The sequence below is a fragment of the Chryseobacterium indoltheticum genome (assembly GCF_003815915.1).
In the GTDB taxonomy this organism is placed as follows: Bacteria; Bacteroidota; Bacteroidia; order Flavobacteriales; family Weeksellaceae; genus Chryseobacterium; species Chryseobacterium indoltheticum.
The window spans coordinates 2,542,868-2,558,515 of record NZ_CP033929.1; the positions used below are offsets into that span (position 1 = coordinate 2,542,868).

At 33.3% G+C, this 15,648-nt stretch carries 18 protein-coding genes; 5 read left to right on the forward strand and 13 right to left on the reverse strand.

The genetic code is table 11. The annotated features are described in order from the left end of the window. Positions 1–183: 183 nt before the first annotated feature. The gene (locus EG358_RS11735) at positions 184–1,155 is read right to left on the reverse strand and encodes a FecCD family ABC transporter permease (protein WP_076558286.1); all 972 of its coding nucleotides are present in this window, start codon (positions 1,153–1,155) and stop codon (positions 184–186) included. 18 nt (positions 1,156–1,173) lie between these two features. Next, positions 1,174–1,734: a TlpA family protein disulfide reductase gene (locus tag EG358_RS11740; protein WP_076558288.1), complete on the reverse strand. Its 561-nt coding sequence runs from the start codon at positions 1,732–1,734 to the stop codon at positions 1,174–1,176. Positions 1,735–1,848: 114 nt separating this feature from the next. Here EG358_RS11740 and EG358_RS11745 point away from each other — a divergent pair, with 114 nt between their 5' ends. Together EG358_RS11745 and EG358_RS11750 are read left to right on the forward strand one after the other, a co-directional pair. Further along, a complete protein-coding gene (locus EG358_RS11745; protein WP_076558290.1) occupies positions 1,849–2,973 on the forward strand; it encodes a flavin reductase family protein in 1,125 nt (374 codons plus the stop codon). Then, entirely contained in the window at positions 2,970–3,587 is a 618-nt protein-coding gene (locus EG358_RS11750) for a SanA/YdcF family protein (RefSeq protein ID WP_083676988.1), read from the forward strand. The genes EG358_RS11745 and EG358_RS11750 overlap by 4 nt, the downstream gene beginning before the upstream one ends. Here EG358_RS11750 and tamL read toward each other — a convergent pair. Further along, a complete protein-coding gene (gene tamL / locus EG358_RS11755; protein ID WP_076558291.1) occupies positions 3,584–6,181 on the reverse strand; it encodes a translocation and assembly module lipoprotein TamL in 2,598 nt (865 codons plus the stop codon). The two genes, EG358_RS11750 and tamL, sit on opposite strands and share 4 nt — an antisense overlap. Between tamL and EG358_RS11760 the strand changes: the two genes are divergently transcribed. Then, positions 6,167–6,892, forward strand: a complete 726-nt coding sequence (locus EG358_RS11760; RefSeq protein WP_076558293.1) for a TrmH family RNA methyltransferase — start codon at positions 6,167–6,169, stop codon at positions 6,890–6,892. The two genes, tamL and EG358_RS11760, sit on opposite strands and share 15 nt — an antisense overlap. A gap of 83 nt (positions 6,893–6,975) precedes the next feature. Here the strand turns inward: EG358_RS11760 and EG358_RS11765 are convergent, their stop codons facing one another. The 5 genes from EG358_RS11765 to porQ all read right to left on the reverse strand — a co-directional run bounded on the left by EG358_RS11765 (position 6,976) and on the right by porQ (position 10,054). Next, on the reverse strand, positions 6,976–7,473 hold the full coding sequence (locus tag EG358_RS11765; RefSeq protein WP_076558295.1) for a phosphoribosyl-ATP pyrophosphatase: 498 nt from the start codon (positions 7,471–7,473) through the stop codon (positions 6,976–6,978). Between the two features lie 3 nt (positions 7,474–7,476). Then, positions 7,477–7,785, reverse strand: a complete 309-nt coding sequence (locus tag EG358_RS11770) for a phage holin family protein (RefSeq protein ID WP_076558297.1) — start codon at positions 7,783–7,785, stop codon at positions 7,477–7,479. 79 nt (positions 7,786–7,864) lie between these two features. After that, positions 7,865–8,215 (reverse strand): YtxH domain-containing protein, encoded by a 351-nt coding sequence (locus EG358_RS11775; RefSeq protein ID WP_076558299.1) that lies wholly within the window; start codon positions 8,213–8,215, stop codon positions 7,865–7,867. 79 nt (positions 8,216–8,294) lie between these two features. Continuing rightward, complete coding sequence (cmk, locus tag EG358_RS11780) at positions 8,295–8,981, reverse strand: (d)CMP kinase (protein ID WP_076558301.1); 687 nt, start codon at positions 8,979–8,981, stop codon at positions 8,295–8,297. 80 nt (positions 8,982–9,061) lie between these two features. Further along, the gene (porQ, locus tag EG358_RS11785) at positions 9,062–10,054 is read right to left on the reverse strand and encodes a type IX secretion system protein PorQ (RefSeq protein WP_076558303.1); all 993 of its coding nucleotides are present in this window, start codon (positions 10,052–10,054) and stop codon (positions 9,062–9,064) included. Positions 10,055–10,220: 166 nt separating this feature from the next. Here porQ and pyrH point away from each other — a divergent pair, with 166 nt between their 5' ends. Continuing rightward, entirely contained in the window at positions 10,221–10,928 is a 708-nt protein-coding gene (pyrH, locus tag EG358_RS11790) for a UMP kinase (RefSeq protein WP_076558305.1), read from the forward strand. 111 nt (positions 10,929–11,039) lie between these two features. Continuing rightward, positions 11,040–11,594: a ribosome recycling factor gene (frr, locus tag EG358_RS11795; protein ID WP_076558307.1), complete on the forward strand. Its 555-nt coding sequence runs from the start codon at positions 11,040–11,042 to the stop codon at positions 11,592–11,594. 56 nt (positions 11,595–11,650) lie between these two features. Here frr and EG358_RS11800 read toward each other — a convergent pair whose 3' ends face one another. From EG358_RS11800 to EG358_RS11820, 5 genes are all read right to left on the reverse strand, one after another. Beyond that, positions 11,651–12,292 (reverse strand): hypothetical protein, encoded by a 642-nt coding sequence (locus EG358_RS11800; protein WP_076558309.1) that lies wholly within the window; start codon positions 12,290–12,292, stop codon positions 11,651–11,653. 64 nt (positions 12,293–12,356) lie between these two features. Next, positions 12,357–12,707, reverse strand: a complete 351-nt coding sequence (locus EG358_RS11805; protein WP_076558312.1) for a hypothetical protein — start codon at positions 12,705–12,707, stop codon at positions 12,357–12,359. Between the two features lie 17 nt (positions 12,708–12,724). Continuing rightward, complete coding sequence (locus EG358_RS11810) at positions 12,725–13,327, reverse strand: hypothetical protein (RefSeq protein ID WP_076558315.1); 603 nt, start codon at positions 13,325–13,327, stop codon at positions 12,725–12,727. A 106-nt stretch (positions 13,328–13,433) separates the two neighbouring features. After that, the gene (locus EG358_RS11815; protein WP_076558317.1) at positions 13,434–14,888 is read right to left on the reverse strand and encodes an LptF/LptG family permease; all 1,455 of its coding nucleotides are present in this window, start codon (positions 14,886–14,888) and stop codon (positions 13,434–13,436) included. 68 nt (positions 14,889–14,956) lie between these two features. Beyond that, positions 14,957–15,604 carry a LolA family protein gene (locus EG358_RS11820; protein ID WP_076558319.1) on the reverse strand — a complete coding sequence of 216 codons (648 nt, stop codon included), beginning with the start codon at positions 15,602–15,604 and terminating at the stop codon, positions 14,957–14,959. Between the last annotated feature and the right edge of the window lie 44 nt (positions 15,605–15,648).

The window sequence follows — 15,648 nt, forward strand, 5'->3', positions numbered from 1 at the left end:
TTTTGTTTTAAATTTTTCACATTCTGTTTTTCATGCTGGAAGCATCTTTAAAAATTTAGTTTAGGTTCCTGCGGAATGACAAACATCTATTTAAACTTTAAGTAATATTCTCAAGAATTTGCTTCATCTGCAAAATCTGCGAGAGAATTTAAAATTGACTATTGACTTCATTCACCATTCACTTTACACTTTATTCTGCTTCAAAAGCATCATTAAAATTACAGGAATTCCAAAAACCGAACTAATAACATTTAAAGGAATCTGCGTTTTTTCTGCAATAATTGAGAAAAACAACATCATCAGCATTCCCAAAAACATATTCAGAATCCATTGCTGCCAAAGTTTTGCTGGATTATAAATCAATCTGCAGAAGTGAGGAACAATAATCCCGATGAATAAAATAGGTCCTAAAAATGCTGTAACCGAAGCCGAAAGTAAAGAAGAAGCAACGATGATCATCAGTTTCAGATGATTTAAATTAACTCCTAAACTCTGTGCATATGAACTTCCGAGAGAATTTCCGATTAAGGGTTTTATCGTTTTAAAACAGATTAAGAATCCAATAAAAATTAAAATAGACAGCACGATAATCTGATTTCTCGAAACCATATTATTGGCTCCAAAAGACCATAAAATATAGTTTTTTAAACTTTGATTTTCTGCATAAAACTGAAGCAACGAAACAATAGCTCCCGCTAAAGCCGACACCAAAAAGCCGAAAATAATAAGATATGATTTATCCTGAAATTTATTTGACATTGAAAGCAAAACAAGCATCAAAACTAAGCTTCCAATGATTGCTGATAAACTTAGAAAACTGTTTTGCAGAAATTCAGGCAGTAAAATATTATGTGAAAAGAAAATGTAAAATGCGACAGATAAGCTTGCGACAGATGTAATTCCTAAAATATCTGGTCCGGCAAGAGGATTCTGAAAATATTCCTGCATCAGAAAGCCCGATGTCGGAATTGAAATTCCTGCCAAAAGCATTACTAAAACCCGGTTTACACGAATTTCTGCAATCTGGCTATTGGTAGAATCCTGGAAAAAATCCTGGAAATTTAAAGACAAAAATCCTGTATTCAGATTAATGAGCGCTGTCAAAGTAACTGCGATCAGTAAAAATAAACACAGGATTTTAAATTTTTTAGACATCTTCGAACTAGAATAATCTTACTTTAGAAAAGAATCAATTTGTGAATTAAGCATTTCCTCAGTCATTGAACCTTCAGATTCTTCTACTTTGTCACCTTTTCTGAAAAAAGTAAATGGAATATTATTTCCTCTCCATTGTTGAAAATTGACAAAAAAGTCTTGATTTAATTTACTATCATCAAGAAGAAGAATTTTATCTGCCAGACCACTTTTTTGTGCAAAAGCTGGAACTTCGGTTTCCCAAGCTGGCTTGTTATAAATATTTATAAATGTAAATTTTACAGGTTTGTCTTTTAATTCTTCAATTTTCTTTTTAAAATGAGGTATTTCCATCATGCATGGGCCACACCACGTTGCAAAAAAATTGGTTACATATAAAGTATCATTATTTTTGGATAAAATCTCAGTTAATCCTTTCTGATCAACTTCCCTCAGTGCTATTTTAGAAGTTTCAGGTTCTGCATCCTTTTTAATATCCGCTGAATCTGCTACGGCGATATTTTCTTCCGTTTTTTCTGCTTCTTTTTTACAACTTAGCAATGCAGTAGCCAAAAGTGCAGTTAAAATTATTTTTTTCATACGGATCTATTTATTTTTAGTTATTTATTATGATCGTTGCAAACAATTCTGTTATCAAGAAAATCTCAGCAATGGCGGTTTCATAATTATTTTTTATTATTTTTGAATTGCAGTATGGAACAACAAATCTATAAAGGGAAACTCACGCAGTTTCATCGGTTAAAAATAGCTAAAAAAGAAAAGCTGACCAAAAATACTTTTTCTTTGGAGCTCGAAATTCCTGAGGATTTAAAAGAAAATTTTCAATTTGAGGCCGGCCAGTATGTAAGCATTCAATTTCAGTCTCACGGTAAAAATGTTATCAATGATTACTCGATGACGTCGGCTCCGTATGAGAAAAAAATAGTTTTGGGAATCAAAATAAATTCAGTGCAAAGTGCCACTTCGCAGCTATTTGAAAATTACGAAGTTGGAGATGAAATTTTGGTGAGCGAACCTGGTGGAAGATTTACTTTAGTTTCTAAACCCAGTGAATTCAGAACGATTGTAGGTTTTGCTGCGGGAATCGGAATTACACCCATTTTAAGTCATTTTAAAAACATCCTTCATACCGAACCGAGAACGAGACTTTTTTTATTTCTTGGAAACAAAAGTTCTGAAGAACTTGTCTATCGTGAGCTTCTCGATAATCTTGCAAGTAAGCATCATAACAGACTGCAGATTTTTTATTTTTATTCGCAAGAAAAAACAGCAGATCAATTTTTCTACGGAAGGCTGGACGCAAAAAAATTAAACTTAATTATCAATCAAATCCTGCATCTGGATGATACCGATGAAGAATCTACAATTTGGGATGCCGTTGACGAAGTTTTAATCTGCGGAAAAGGGGAAATGATAAAAACGTTGGCCAATGCATGCTATCATCACGGAATTCCAAAAAAGAATATTCATTTTGAATTGTTCGAAGAGTTTAATGATGATATTTATCCTGTAGAAAAAGAATTTCCGCTGATTGAAGATGTACAGGTAGATTTTAAACTTTTAGGAAAAAACTACCAAACTGAGCTTCCAGATAACCGGGAGAAAATTCTGCAGCAGCTTCTGACTCAAAAATTTCCGGTTCCTTATTCCTGCAAATCCGGAATTTGCGGAAGCTGTGAATGTACTTTGGAAGAAGGCGAAGTAGAGCTTTTGGAAAACGAATATCTTACCGAAAAAGAAGAAGCACAAGGGAAAATATTAGCATGTATGTCGATTGCAAAAAGTAAGAAAATAAAGCTTAACTTTGATTTCAATTGAAATTCATCCGAAACATATTCAAATTATTTTTTGTATCAGTAGAAATTGTTTTTCTTCTGATATGTTTGTCTAATGCCTGGGTTTTCGGACTCACCAATGGGAGAACTTATACCAAAATATCAAAAATTCCGCCGAGAGAAGTTGCTTTGGTTTTAGGAACATCTCCAAGGATGCGTTCCGGACTTTCAAACCCGTATTTTACCAAAAGGATGGATGCCACGGCGTTGCTTTATCATCACGGAAAAATAAAAAAGATCATTGTAAGCGGTGAAAAAAGTAAAGGATATAATGAGCCCGCTGCGATGAAAAATTATCTTATTTATCAGGAAGGTGTGCCCGAAGAAATCATAATGGAAGATCCGGAAGGTTTTAATACTTATAAAAGCATTTTGCGCTGTAAAGATGTTTACAACAAGAAAAATGTGATTATTGTTTCCCAGGGTTTTCACAATCTGAGAGCTTTGTTTTTTGCAAGAAACAATAATATGAATGCTTTAGGATTTGACGCTCAAGACGTTACAAAACCAGAGAGTTACTACAGAAACCAATCCCGCGAAATACTTGCAAGAGTGGCTGCTGTAGTTTATTTTATTTTTGGAATTTCTTCCGATTAGAAAGGATATCCGAAAGCAATATTCAATGTAGGTTTTAATGGTTTGATATCATGGAATCTCCATCGGTCACCATCAGGTTTGTTTGGATCGTAAATTTTATACGCTAAATCTACTCTTAATGTAATGTAAGCAACATTTACTCTAAGACCAAAACCACTACCAATACCCATCTCTTTGATGAATTTATTGAATTTAAACTGGTCATCAAAACCATTATTTTCAGTATTCCAAACGTTTCCAATATCTGTGAAAATAGCACCTTCATACATATCGGTAAAAGGAATTCTGTATTCTATATTTGTTGTCAGTTTAATATTTCCCATCAAATAAGTACGCACTTTCTCGTCAATCTGCGAGCCACCCGGGCCTAAGCCTCCAAATGCAACCCAAGCACGAATATCATTAGAACCACCATTAAAATAAGATCTTACAAACGGCATTGTTGAAGAATTTCCGTAAGGAATACCAATTCCTATAAACTGTCTAAGTGCTAAAGTCTGATTACCATTAAATTTAAAATACTTTCTGACATCAAAATCAAATTTCACAAATTGCGCATAAGGAATTCCAAAAATTGTTCTTTCAGGACTTCTTAAAATCCCGCCTTCATCTTGTCTTTTCTGATTAAATATACTTGGAATATTGCCCGCCAATTCTACTTTTCCATTAAAATAAAAAGCATTGGGATAATCTTTTTTACCAATTTCATTATAAATAAAATTATAAACCATTGATGAAATTAAAACATCCTGAGTTTGCCTGTCTTTGTTTACTAAAGTACCTGTAAAATCTAAAAGTCTCTCTGCTTTTTCTCTATCAAGTGTACCTACATAACCGAGATCTTCTATAATTCGTTGAGAAACCTGATCTCTTGTAACAAGTCCGGCATTGAACTCCTGTTCTAACTGAGGATTATAAAGAAAATAATCTGCGAAAGCAGCTCTTCTCACCACATCATCACCAATAAAGAAATCATAATAACTGTCTTTATTCTTCGTTAAACTGAAAAGTGTATTAAATAACGTTAAACGGTGCGAAACCTGATCATTTACATTGGCAAAATAATTCAGACCGGTATTAAAGTTGGTTCTTCCCAACCCGATATTATTCTGTACCGATGCTCCCAAAACGATTGACGATGTGGGAGTATATCTTTTAGGAATCAATTTGTAATAGTTAAACGGAAGCAGTAATCTAGGGAAACTAAGAGAAGCCTGCGCAGAATATTCATACGCTAAAATTCTTTTATCCAGATTTTTAGGATTTCTGATAGATCCGAAAGTTCCTGCTAAACTTGTTGTAAGGTTTTCGGCACCATGAAATACGTTTCTGGTCGTTAAATCAACCGAGGGTGATATCCCTAAATTTAATAACTGTGAATAATTAATATCAGTTCCTATCTTCAGTTCATATTTATCTAAAGGTTTTAGAATGTATAAAACATCCACAATACTGTCATTCGGAGAACTTGCGCCGCCTTGTCGCAAAGAATCTTTAGCTTTTAGGATACTGAAATTATTCATGGCCAAAAGATTTCTTTTGGTAAGGTCTAATTTTTTCTGATCGTAAACTGCTTTATTATCAACAATAATGGTTCTCCATAACGACGAAGTCTTGTAGTTTTCGTTCATTTTATGAAAACGAATTCTTCGAAGACTGTCTTTCACTGTTTTTCTGGGAAAATCGTTGTGATTATCGACAATTGCAACATCAATATTTCCAAAAGTAGCTCTTTTGTAAGGTCTATTGACAGAGTCTTTACGAATCTCTAAAACCAAAGGAACTTCTTTACGGCTCAAAAGAGAATCAGCTACGAAACCTACTTCATCATTACCAGCATTGAATTTATAATAGCCATTTTCACGCATCCAATCATTGATTCGGGTAATTTCTTTTTCTAATACCGTTTGGTCAAGCAATTGCCCTCTTTTTACCAAACTTTCATGCATCTTTTGCTGATAAAGCCCTTTGATGCCTAAATCGGGGATATTATAATAGTATTCTTTAATATTTGTTGGGCTGTTGTGCGTAATAGAATATTTTACAGATGCTTTTTTAGCTGCTGAATCAAGCTTGTGAGCGTGTTTCACTTCTGCATCCCAAAAACCTCTGTAGACCATTCTTTTTTCAATAGATTCCGCACTTTTTTCAGTTCTTGTCTGATCAAGAATCACCGGTGGAGTTCCCCAATTATGATATAATCTATCCATGAAAAGACTTTTCCCCACACTGCTTTGCATATTATATTTAATGAAAAGAGAATCACGCAGTTTCTGATTTCTCATTTCACTTGGATAGGTCATATATTCATTAAGAATAGTATCGTATTTTGGATTTGCAGCATTATAGAAAAGAAGACTTAAAGGCATGAAAAGCAACTGCTTTTTATTGGGTTTCTGCTGCACATAATCTTCCAGCTCGTCATCAAAAAACTGCTTTTTATCTTCAAATTCAAAATTGTTTTGAGTAAGCAGATATTCACCATCCGGAACTTTTTTTGTGGTACTACATGCATAAAGTAAACCTACAAATGTTGCAAATGATATTATTTTATAATATTTTTGAGGAGAATTCTTAAAATGCTTACAGCTCATACAATTAAAATTTTACAGTCTTTAGATAAAAAGAAGTTCAGGCAAAAATACAACTTGTTTTTGGTTGAAGGGAATAAAACTATTATTGAACTTCCTAATTCTAACTTTAAAATTAAAGAAATATTTTCTACACAACCTAACAATTTTCTTTCCAAAGATGTTCAATTCACGCACATTACTGAAAATGAACTTAAAAAAATAAGTTTTCTACAAAATCCTAAAGATTCTGTAGCTGTTTGTGAGTTATCTGCAAAGTCTGAGTTTACTGACAAAGATTTTCAGTTGGTTTTAGATGGAATTCAGGATCCGGGGAATTTGGGAACTATTATCCGTTTAGCAGACTGGTTCGGAATCGAACAAATTATTTGCAGTGAAGATACCGTAGATTTTTACAATCCGAAAGTTATTCAGGCAACGATGGGTTCTTTTACCAGAGTGAACATTGTGTATTGCAACTTGGTAGAATATCTTTCAAAAACTGAAAACATCAATGTGGGAACCGATATGGAAGGAGAGAATATTTATCATTTCGAAAAACCAAAAAAAATAAATTTGATCTTAGGAAACGAAGGAAATGGAATGCGTGACGAAACAGAAAAATTTCTTCACCAAAAAATAAGTATTCCAAGATTCGGAAAATCGCAGTCTACAGAAAGCCTGAATGTTTCTATGGCAGCGGGGATAATTTTGGGACAGCTCTTCAGAGTTTAAGAGCGATAGTGTTTGGAGGGTTTTAGAGTGGGAGAGAATGTAAAAACACTAACACGCTCCGACTCTAAAACTCTCAAACAAATTTATATAAGCTGCTCCATGCTGGATACACTTTTTGTTTTTTGATAAGCCTCCAACTTTTTACGGATAAATTTCAAAGCCATTGGTGCTACATAAATTAATGCTGCTCCCAAAATCTTCTTTTTCCAGTTTGAGCTTTTCATATTTTTCTTTGCATAGTTTGCCACAAAGGCAGTTACTGCAAGTTTCATAACAGTATCTATTGCATCGCCTTTAAAAGCGCTTCCGGCAATTCCCATTGCTGTATTTTTACTTAAGAAAAGATCTTTTACCTCAGAGGTGATCTGTTTTGCGATGACATCTTTTCTGATCACTGTAGTTTCTTCGCCATCTTCATCAATTTTTTCCTTTAAATACTGATCGCTAAGACCATTGGTAAATGCACTCAGGCTTTCTTTTGTATTTTTAAAAGTTAAAAGAGCTTCAAGATCATTAATTTCACTTTTCAAAAGTTTCTTCTTCCTTTTAAGTTCTTCCAGACTCTCGTAATTTCTGCCCATAGTTTAGTGATTTAAAAATTCGATTACTTTATTTGCCACCATGTGTACGATTCTTTTCTTAAAGGTAACAACTAAAAACATTATTACAAAATAAAATCCTGCAACAATAAAGAATCCGTATGAATAATTATCTAATGCTTTTCCTATAAGAAACGCCAACCCAAAATTGAAGAGAATGATAAAAAAACCAAAAGCCACCAACAATATCACCAAATATGCAATAACACCTGCAGAAATTGAAGATTTCTCTGTGGCCTCAATTTTTAGCAAATCTATTCTTTTAGATGCGTATTCTTTAATTGTCTCAATCATCCTTATATTTTTTTAAAAGTTACAAAAAAAGGAACTCTTTTAACTAAGTTCCTTTTTTATATTTAATAAAAATTAAATATTAATTCTTAAGATCGTTCAATCCAGATTCTACATCTTTTACCATATCGGTAGTTTTAGAAACAATTTGATCTTTGTATTTGTCATATCCGTCTTTTACGGTATGCGCTACATTGCTTGCAGTTTCTTTGAAAGTAGAAGAGATACTATCGTACTGATCTTTTACTTTTTCAGATACTTCACCATATTTATTTTTAGCCTGATCCTTCAAATCTTCAGCCTTAGTCTTGATTTTTTTTCTTGTTTCTTTTCCTTCTTCAGGTGCATAAAGCATTCCTAAAATTACACCTGCTGCAGCACCTGCTAATAGACCTGCCAAAATACCTGCTGTATTATTTCCTTTTCTAGACATTTTTTGTTTTTTTAATAGTTAATAAATACTAGTTTTCGTTTTAAAAGGTTACAATTAATATACCAATCAAGGTTTATGACTAATAAAAATTGTTAATTTTTGTAAGATATTGCAATATACTTTCTATAGTTTGCCTTTTTGTCAGATTTGTATTGTCTATTACGATAGCGTCTTCTGCCTGTCGCAATGGCGAAATCTCTCTTTCACTGTCAATACGGTCTCTTTTTATAAGGTTTTCTTTTACACTTATTTCATCAGCTTCTATTCCTAAAGATAAAAGCTCGCTGTATCTGCGCTTTGTGCGTTCATCGATGCTTGCGGTAAGAAAAAATTTGAAATCGGCATCGGGTAAAACTACAGTTCCGATATCTCTTCCGTCCATTATCACGCCGCCATTTTTTGCAATTAGTCTTTGTGCATCGAGCAGAAAGTCTCTTACTTCTTTCTGTTTGGCAATTAAACTTACATTATCAGACACTTCATTGGTACGGATTTCTTTGGAAACATTAATATGATTAAGGTAAAGAATCAATTCTTCATCTTCTCTTTTAAATTCCAGCTCAATTAAATGAAATGATTTAAAAAGTTCAGGTAAATCGATCTTACCATCTTCGTCCATACAGTTTTGTAGAGCAAACCAAGTAATCCCTCGATATAAAGCACCGGTGTCTAAATGGACGATGCCCAATTTTTCGGCAATAATTTTTGAGATTGAACTTTTTCCCGTAGAAGAAAATCCATCAATAGCGATTACTGGTTTTTTCATATCACAAATTTCAAGAAATTTTATTAAAAAATCAAGTATGAATGAACGATAAAGTTTAATATTTTAAGTTTTGCGGTTCGTTACTGTCCTTGGTGACCGCTCAAATCTACAGAAATCCCTATTTGATTAACATTTGAAGAATTATGATATCTTACATGAGCATAATCTAAACGGAATTTTGAAATCTTCAGACCAAAACCTGCAGACAACCCTGTAAAATTTCGCTGATCAACAACGGCAAGCTCATTTCCTCTTCTTACATTATAGCCTAATCTTATATTGAACCCTTTTTCAGGGAAAAGTTCGGCACCAAGAGAAAAGTGATCGGCAATTTTTCTACCGAAACCAATTTCTTGCCCGTTAACATTATAATCAGAAGAAATATCAAATTTCTGCAAATCGTGCGCTGTAATAGTAATCGCTAAAGGTATCGCCTTTAATATTTTTGTATATCCCAAATCTATTCTAAACGGAAGATTTTCTCGTTCGCCATTGAAAGATTTAAACTGATATCCGAAGTTTTTGAAAACCACAGAGGCAACTTCTTTACTTTGCTTATTGTGATACGTTACACCAGCAGTTCCGGATAGGGCAGAAGAAGTATAAGTATCGATTTTTGAAGTGATAAAATTTAATCCTCCACCAATCGTCCAGTCTTCTTCAAACTGATAAGCATATCCTGCGCCTACAGCTACATCAGAAGCAGAAAATTCGCCCATTTCAAAACCACTTTCATCGGTTCTTGGGATATTTCCATAGCTTAAATATCTTGCATTTAAGGTAACCATATGCCCATTATCTAAATCTTTTGCAAATGCAACCGTTCCAAATTTCGAATCTGCCAGATAAGTAGAAGCGTTTACTGAAAGCTGTTTATCTGAATCTTTATTCAACAAAGCAGGATTGGCAATGGCAAAAGATACATCATAATCTCTAATGGTAATAGCATCTCCACCTAAAGCAGCCTGTCTTGCAGAGACAGGAATATTTAAGAAAGAATAAACGTTTGTTCCAGTTTGTGCAAATGAAACAATTCCCGAAAGAAATAGTGAAAAAATTAGAACTTTCTTCAAATCAGTATTTAATTAATGCAAAAATAATCCTTTTTGCTACTTATCAAAATATTTCTGACATTATTTATGTATAATATTTTTCTTTTTTTCAATATTTTTAATGATTATATTTGCAAAGTTAATTTCTAGGGAAATTAATTCTCAAAAACTATTATTAAAATAAAAGATGAAATATAAAAGAATCCTTCTGAAACTGAGTGGTGAGGCATTAATGGGGAACAGACAATACGGTATCGATACCGAAAGACTGATAGAATATGCTCAGGAAATCAAGAAAGTGGTTGACAGAGGCTGCGAAATTGCGATTGTAATCGGAGGAGGAAATATTTTCCGTGGTGTAGCAGGAGCTGCAAAAGGAATGGATAGAGTACAGGGCGATTATATGGGAATGCTTGCAACCGTTATCAACGGAATGGCTTTACAAGGTGCTTTGGAAGATGCCGGAATCAGAACCAGACTACAGTCTGCTATCGAAATGGATAAAGTGGCTGAGCCTTTCATCAAAAGAAGAGCGGTAAGACATCTTGAAAAAGGCAGAGTAGTAATCTTCGGGGCAGGAACAGGAAATCCTTATTTCACAACAGACACTGCAGCTACATTAAGAGCCATCGAAATAGGTGCTGATGTTATCCTTAAAGGCACCAGAGTTGACGGTATCTACGACAGCGATCCTGAAAAAAATGAAAATGCAGTAAAATATAATTCTTTAACTTTTGAAGAAGTTTTTGAAAAAGACCTTAAGGTAATGGATATGACTGCCTTTACATTAAGCCACGAAAATAAATTGCCAATCATCGTTTTTGATATGAATAAAGACGGTAATTTATTGAAAATTGTAGACGGAGAAAATGTAGGAACATTAGTGAATCTTTAAAAAAAAAGAGCAAAGTAAAAAGGTAAAAGTTTAAAGTACAAAACCCTAATTACTTATTACTTATTATTGATTGCTCATACAATGTGTAACTTATCAAATTTTTATTATATAATGGAAGAATTAGATCTTATCGTAGAATCTGTAAAACATGATATGGAAGCGGCTATAAAGCACTTGGATCATGCATTTCAAAGAATCAGAGCGGGGCGTGCGTCTACGAGCATGGTTCAGGATGTAATGGTAGAATACTACGGTGCGCCGACTCCTCTTAATCAGGTTGCTAACGTTTCTGTACCAGATGCGATGACCATCTCTATTCAACCTTGGGATAGAACTGCGATTGGGGCTATAGAAAAAGCAATTATCAATTCAAATTTGGGTTTTGCGCCCTCTAATAATGGTGAAAATATTATTCTTAACGTTCCACCTTTGACGGAGGACAGAAGAAGAGAATTGGCAAAGCAGGCTAAAGGAGAAACAGAAGATACTAAAATCGTTGTAAGAAATGCCAGACAAAACGGCATCAAAGAATTGAAAAAACTGGAAGGTGTTTCTGAAGATGCTATTAAAGGTGTTGAAGAAGAAATTCAGGCGCTTACAGACAAGCATGTAAAACTTTGTGACGAGCATCTTAAAACAAAAGAAGCTGAAATTATGAAAGTATGATTTTCAGTTATTGAAAATATAAAAAAAGAGGATTCAGCGATGAATCCTCTTCTATTTTATAAAATACAGTCTGTTTTTCCTTTCTTGTCTTTGTTTTTCAGAAGCACTTCAAATGTTTTTCTTAATTCTGTATCATTACATTTCTTACTTTCTCCGTCAGAAACATTTTCAGGTTTTGATTGGTTTATAGTTCGCAGTGTGTATTTTTTATCTCTGCAGGAAATTAATTTGTCATTGATATAATAAAATCGTTTTTCTTCTACATCATCTTTTGTTTCCGGTTTTTCTGGTGTTCCTCCGTCAAAATTCCAAACGGTTTCTTCCTGGAAAACAAAAAATGGTTTTCCATTTTTCAAGTAATAATTTTCTACAGATGAAAAATGGCTGTCTCCATGAAAATGCTTTATACTTTTCAACTCACCATTTGAACTGTAATAAACAACGTTTCCTGACACCTCATCACATTCATAATCAAAGCTTGCAGAATCAAGTTTTTTGGCAATTAATTGATTATTAACCAAAGCATATTCTGCTTTAATTTCGTCAATCGTTTGCGGTGAATTGTTTTTATTAAGAGAATCTTTGGAAGAAATCTGTTGTGAAGTGTCTGTTGGAGAATGTACATCAATCGGTTCTTTCTTTTTGTTTTCACAAGAACACAGAAAGATAAGACCTGGTAGCAGAATGAGTTTTTTCATTAATAATATTTGTTTTTTTGAGAGCAACAAAAAATATGCTAATGAATTCACTAAAACATTGGTCTTATTCAAACTTTGTTTCAAAACCTGTTTTCAATGCTTTACGTTCTGGTTCAGTTAAAGTTTTCTTATAGATTTCTTCCCATAACTTGCTCGTCTCATCTAAAGACTCGATTCCCAAATTTTTGACTTTTGCACCCCAAAGTAAAATTGCAAAATCTTTTTTATTATAAAGAGTGTCTCCAAAACGGATAAATGGTGCAGAAGAATATTTTTCTTCAACCATTTTCGAGAAATCCATACGGCCTTCGATGCTCTCTTTTTTGATTGCTTTTTTGATATCTTCCTGATCAGTTTGTTGAGCAAAGGTGAAAACGTTCGCTGAAATCAGTAAAAAAAATAGTATTTTTTTCATTCTAAAAATTTTATTTATTATTTTTTGCGTTTTTTCATTTCTACACTTTTGTATTTTTCATACAGTTGCGCACATTCAGAAGTAAAATTAGAAGGAATTTCATCATTAAAATCTTCCAGATAAATTTTTCTAAATACCATTTTAGTTTTAATTGTCGGGATTTTGATTAACTCTCCATTTTCATTATTGGCCAAATGGTCAAAATAATTCCAATCGCCGATATAATTTCCCATAAGCAAATTTACGCTTGATTCTCCGCTGCCGTCGTTGACTGCGTTTCCAAATTCATAACGGCTCATCCCAATTAAACGAATACGTTTTTCCTTTTTCTCCAACCTGAATTGTGCAGAATATCCGCTGCGCATCCAATTATTATTAAGTTCGAAACCATTTTTAGTTTCACTTAATCCGGACGAAATTTCATTTAAATATTCAATAGGTTTACTTTTTTGAACCTTAAAATCTTTTGAAGAAAGCTTACAAATAATTACAGAATCTTTCCTGTCTAAGAAGATCGAATCTTTCACAGAATCAAAATCTATATCTTTTAATAACTGGTCTTGAGCAGCTATAAAATTACAAGAAGAAATAAGAATAAGTATTTGAAGAAGGCTTTTCATATTTTGTGTTTGGGTTTAAATATCAAATTAACATGTGTTTTTGAAGATATTAATTTAAGTATTTAATTTAAATAAAAAAATCCGAAATTTCTTCCGGATTTTATTGTTATTGATAACGCTGATGTTCTTTCTGTTTTACGAAAAGTTTCGTAATTGGTTTGAAGAAGGCTTTGTATTTTTCAGAATCAAACAACTGAGAATCTGTCAAAGCTTTATAAGTCATTAAAATTCCGAAAGGGAATAATATAATGTTTGGAAGCCAGGCCGCCAAATACGGGCTCATTTTCCCCGACCATGCAATATTTTCAAAACCTACATTGATCACGTAGAAAATGATAAATATTACAATCGCTATAATTACCGGAACTCCCATTCCTCCTTTTCTGATAATAGATCCTAAACTCGCACCAATCATAAAGAAAATGATACAGGTAAAAGAGTAGGTAAGGATTCTTTGCTGGTAAATAACGACTTTACTGAAATATTTAACGCTTGGATCCAGCTCTTTATTTTTTGTATCTAAACTTGTTTTCAGATTATCAAGCCTTAAATATGCATTCGTAAGAAGTTGCAATTTTTTTTCGCCTTTTATAGAATCGAGCTTATATTGTGATTTTACAGGAGCTTTGGTCTTGTTTTTATCCATATAAGTAACTACAGAATTGGTTTGGTTAATAATATCGTTACTGATATTATCTACTGTTCTGTTGTTATCTTTTTTAGTTTTATCAATCGTGGCCAGAAGCTCTGTATAGGTCTGAAAACGGTAATCATCCGTGATCTGTTCTTTTTCGATAGCCTTATCAATCAATTCGCTGATATCGAAGTGAATCGTTAAGGTGTCAAATTTTGTAGCCTGATCGGGCTGCTTTAATCTTACATTATCAGCTTTTCCGGCATAACTGTCTTCAATGACACTTCCGTTATACAAAATAAGCTTCATGAATTTTCGGTTTTTTGCATTAGCAAACTTTCCTTTTTCAGCTACTATTGTCTGCTGGTTTTCATAATTGCCGGCTTTTTTATGAATGAAAATACCTTCCAGATCTCTACCATCTTCGCCTTTAATTTTATCAAATTTTACCATCACGCCGGGTAACTGATCAATAAACTGTCCCGGAGTAAAATTTAATGCAGGCTTGGTTTGAGCAATATTAAAAAGCATATTTTTTGCTTTTCTCTGAAAGTCGGGGATAATATTATTTGAGAAAAAATAGAGCATGACTGCTAAAACAGCTGTTACCCCTAAAAGCGGCATCATCACTCGCGTTAAAGAAATTCCGGCAGCTTTCATTGCTGCAAGTTCGTAGCGTTCTCCCAGTTCACCGAAAGACATGATACTTGCCAATAAAACCGTCAACGGTAAAACCATACTTACAACACTTACCCCAAGATAGAAAAGGAGCTTCATGATCTGTAAAGTCGTTAAACCCTTACCCATAAACTGGCCAAGCTGAATCCAGATAATGTTTACGATAAATATAAAAAACAGTACACTGAATATAAATAAAAACGGACCAAAAAAGGTCTTGATGATATATCGGTCTAAGATTTTAAACATTCGCCAAAATTAATGAAAAAGCCACAAAGTTTTCTTTGTGACTTTTAAATTTTAATATTTATTTAGAATTATAATTCTGTAACAAGATAATTTTTGAATTTTGCCTTGTCAAAAACAAACATATTCGGGTCTAGCTGCTGATTTTCTTTGTATTCTTTTATCGCAATTACAGAGATATCTTTATTGTTTCCGTATTGCTCTAGTTTCAGCATTTGTTTTTTGGCTGAGTCTACATACAAATAAATATACTTTAATCCGTTTGCTTTTACCGGAGTTAATTTAATCAAATCTGCATTCACACCGTCAACAGCCTTTTTACCGCCATACACAACATTGTAATCTTTTCTGTAAGTCGTAAGATAGTTGATAGGAGAGAACATGGTACTGTTTGCATTTGGTTTTGCCACCGTTACTTCCATGTCTTCAGTATTGATATTGTAGATTTTATTTCCATCAAAAATCTGCTCGGTTTCCATGATTTTCAACTTGTATTTATTGCCTGCCGAATAATAAATGCCGGGCTCAGTTTTAGAAACCGCTCCGTTCATTCCGCTTCCAAAAGCAAATTTAAAATATGAGTTTTTCTTAGAATTGTAGTTGGCCGTAATATCGTCTAATATTTTTTTGGCTTTAGCATCAATTTTCTGAGCCTGCACAAAACCAATACTTCCCACGACTAATGTTCCTACAACTATTTTTGATATTATTTTTTTCATTTCTATTTTTCTAATTTTTCCTATTCTTTAGACTTTCGTACAAT

Coding starts and splice junctions, on each gene's coding strand:
- EG358_RS11760 (WP_076558293.1), top strand. CDS start 6,167: ATGCTTACAGCTCATACAATTAAAATTTTACAGTCTTTAGATAAAAAG.
- EG358_RS11800 (WP_076558309.1), bottom strand. CDS start 12,292: ATGAAAAAACTCATTCTGCTACCAGGTCTTATCTTTCTGTGTTCTTGT.
- EG358_RS11745 (WP_076558290.1), top strand. CDS start 1,849: ATGGAACAACAAATCTATAAAGGGAAACTCACGCAGTTTCATCGGTTA.
- EG358_RS11770 (WP_076558297.1), bottom strand. CDS start 7,785: ATGATTGAGACAATTAAAGAATACGCATCTAAAAGAATAGATTTGCTA.
- EG358_RS11820 (WP_076558319.1), bottom strand. CDS start 15,604: ATGAAAAAAATAATATCAAAAATAGTTGTAGGAACATTAGTCGTGGGA.
- EG358_RS11775 (WP_076558299.1), bottom strand. CDS start 8,215: ATGTCTAGAAAAGGAAATAATACAGCAGGTATTTTGGCAGGTCTATTA.
- EG358_RS11765 (WP_076558295.1), bottom strand. CDS start 7,473: ATGGGCAGAAATTACGAGAGTCTGGAAGAACTTAAAAGGAAGAAGAAA.
- pyrH (WP_076558305.1), top strand. CDS start 10,221: ATGAAATATAAAAGAATCCTTCTGAAACTGAGTGGTGAGGCATTAATG.
- EG358_RS11740 (WP_076558288.1), bottom strand. CDS start 1,734: ATGAAAAAAATAATTTTAACTGCACTTTTGGCTACTGCATTGCTAAGT.
- EG358_RS11735 (WP_076558286.1), bottom strand. CDS start 1,155: ATGTCTAAAAAATTTAAAATCCTGTGTTTATTTTTACTGATCGCAGTT.
- cmk (WP_076558301.1), bottom strand. CDS start 8,981: ATGAAAAAACCAGTAATCGCTATTGATGGATTTTCTTCTACGGGAAAA.
- EG358_RS11805 (WP_076558312.1), bottom strand. CDS start 12,707: ATGAAAAAAATACTATTTTTTTTACTGATTTCAGCGAACGTTTTCACC.
- tamL (WP_076558291.1), bottom strand. CDS start 6,181: ATGAGCTGTAAGCATTTTAAGAATTCTCCTCAAAAATATTATAAAATA.
- frr (WP_076558307.1), top strand. CDS start 11,040: ATGGAAGAATTAGATCTTATCGTAGAATCTGTAAAACATGATATGGAA.
- EG358_RS11815 (WP_076558317.1), bottom strand. CDS start 14,888: ATGTTTAAAATCTTAGACCGATATATCATCAAGACCTTTTTTGGTCCG.
- EG358_RS11810 (WP_076558315.1), bottom strand. CDS start 13,327: ATGAAAAGCCTTCTTCAAATACTTATTCTTATTTCTTCTTGTAATTTT.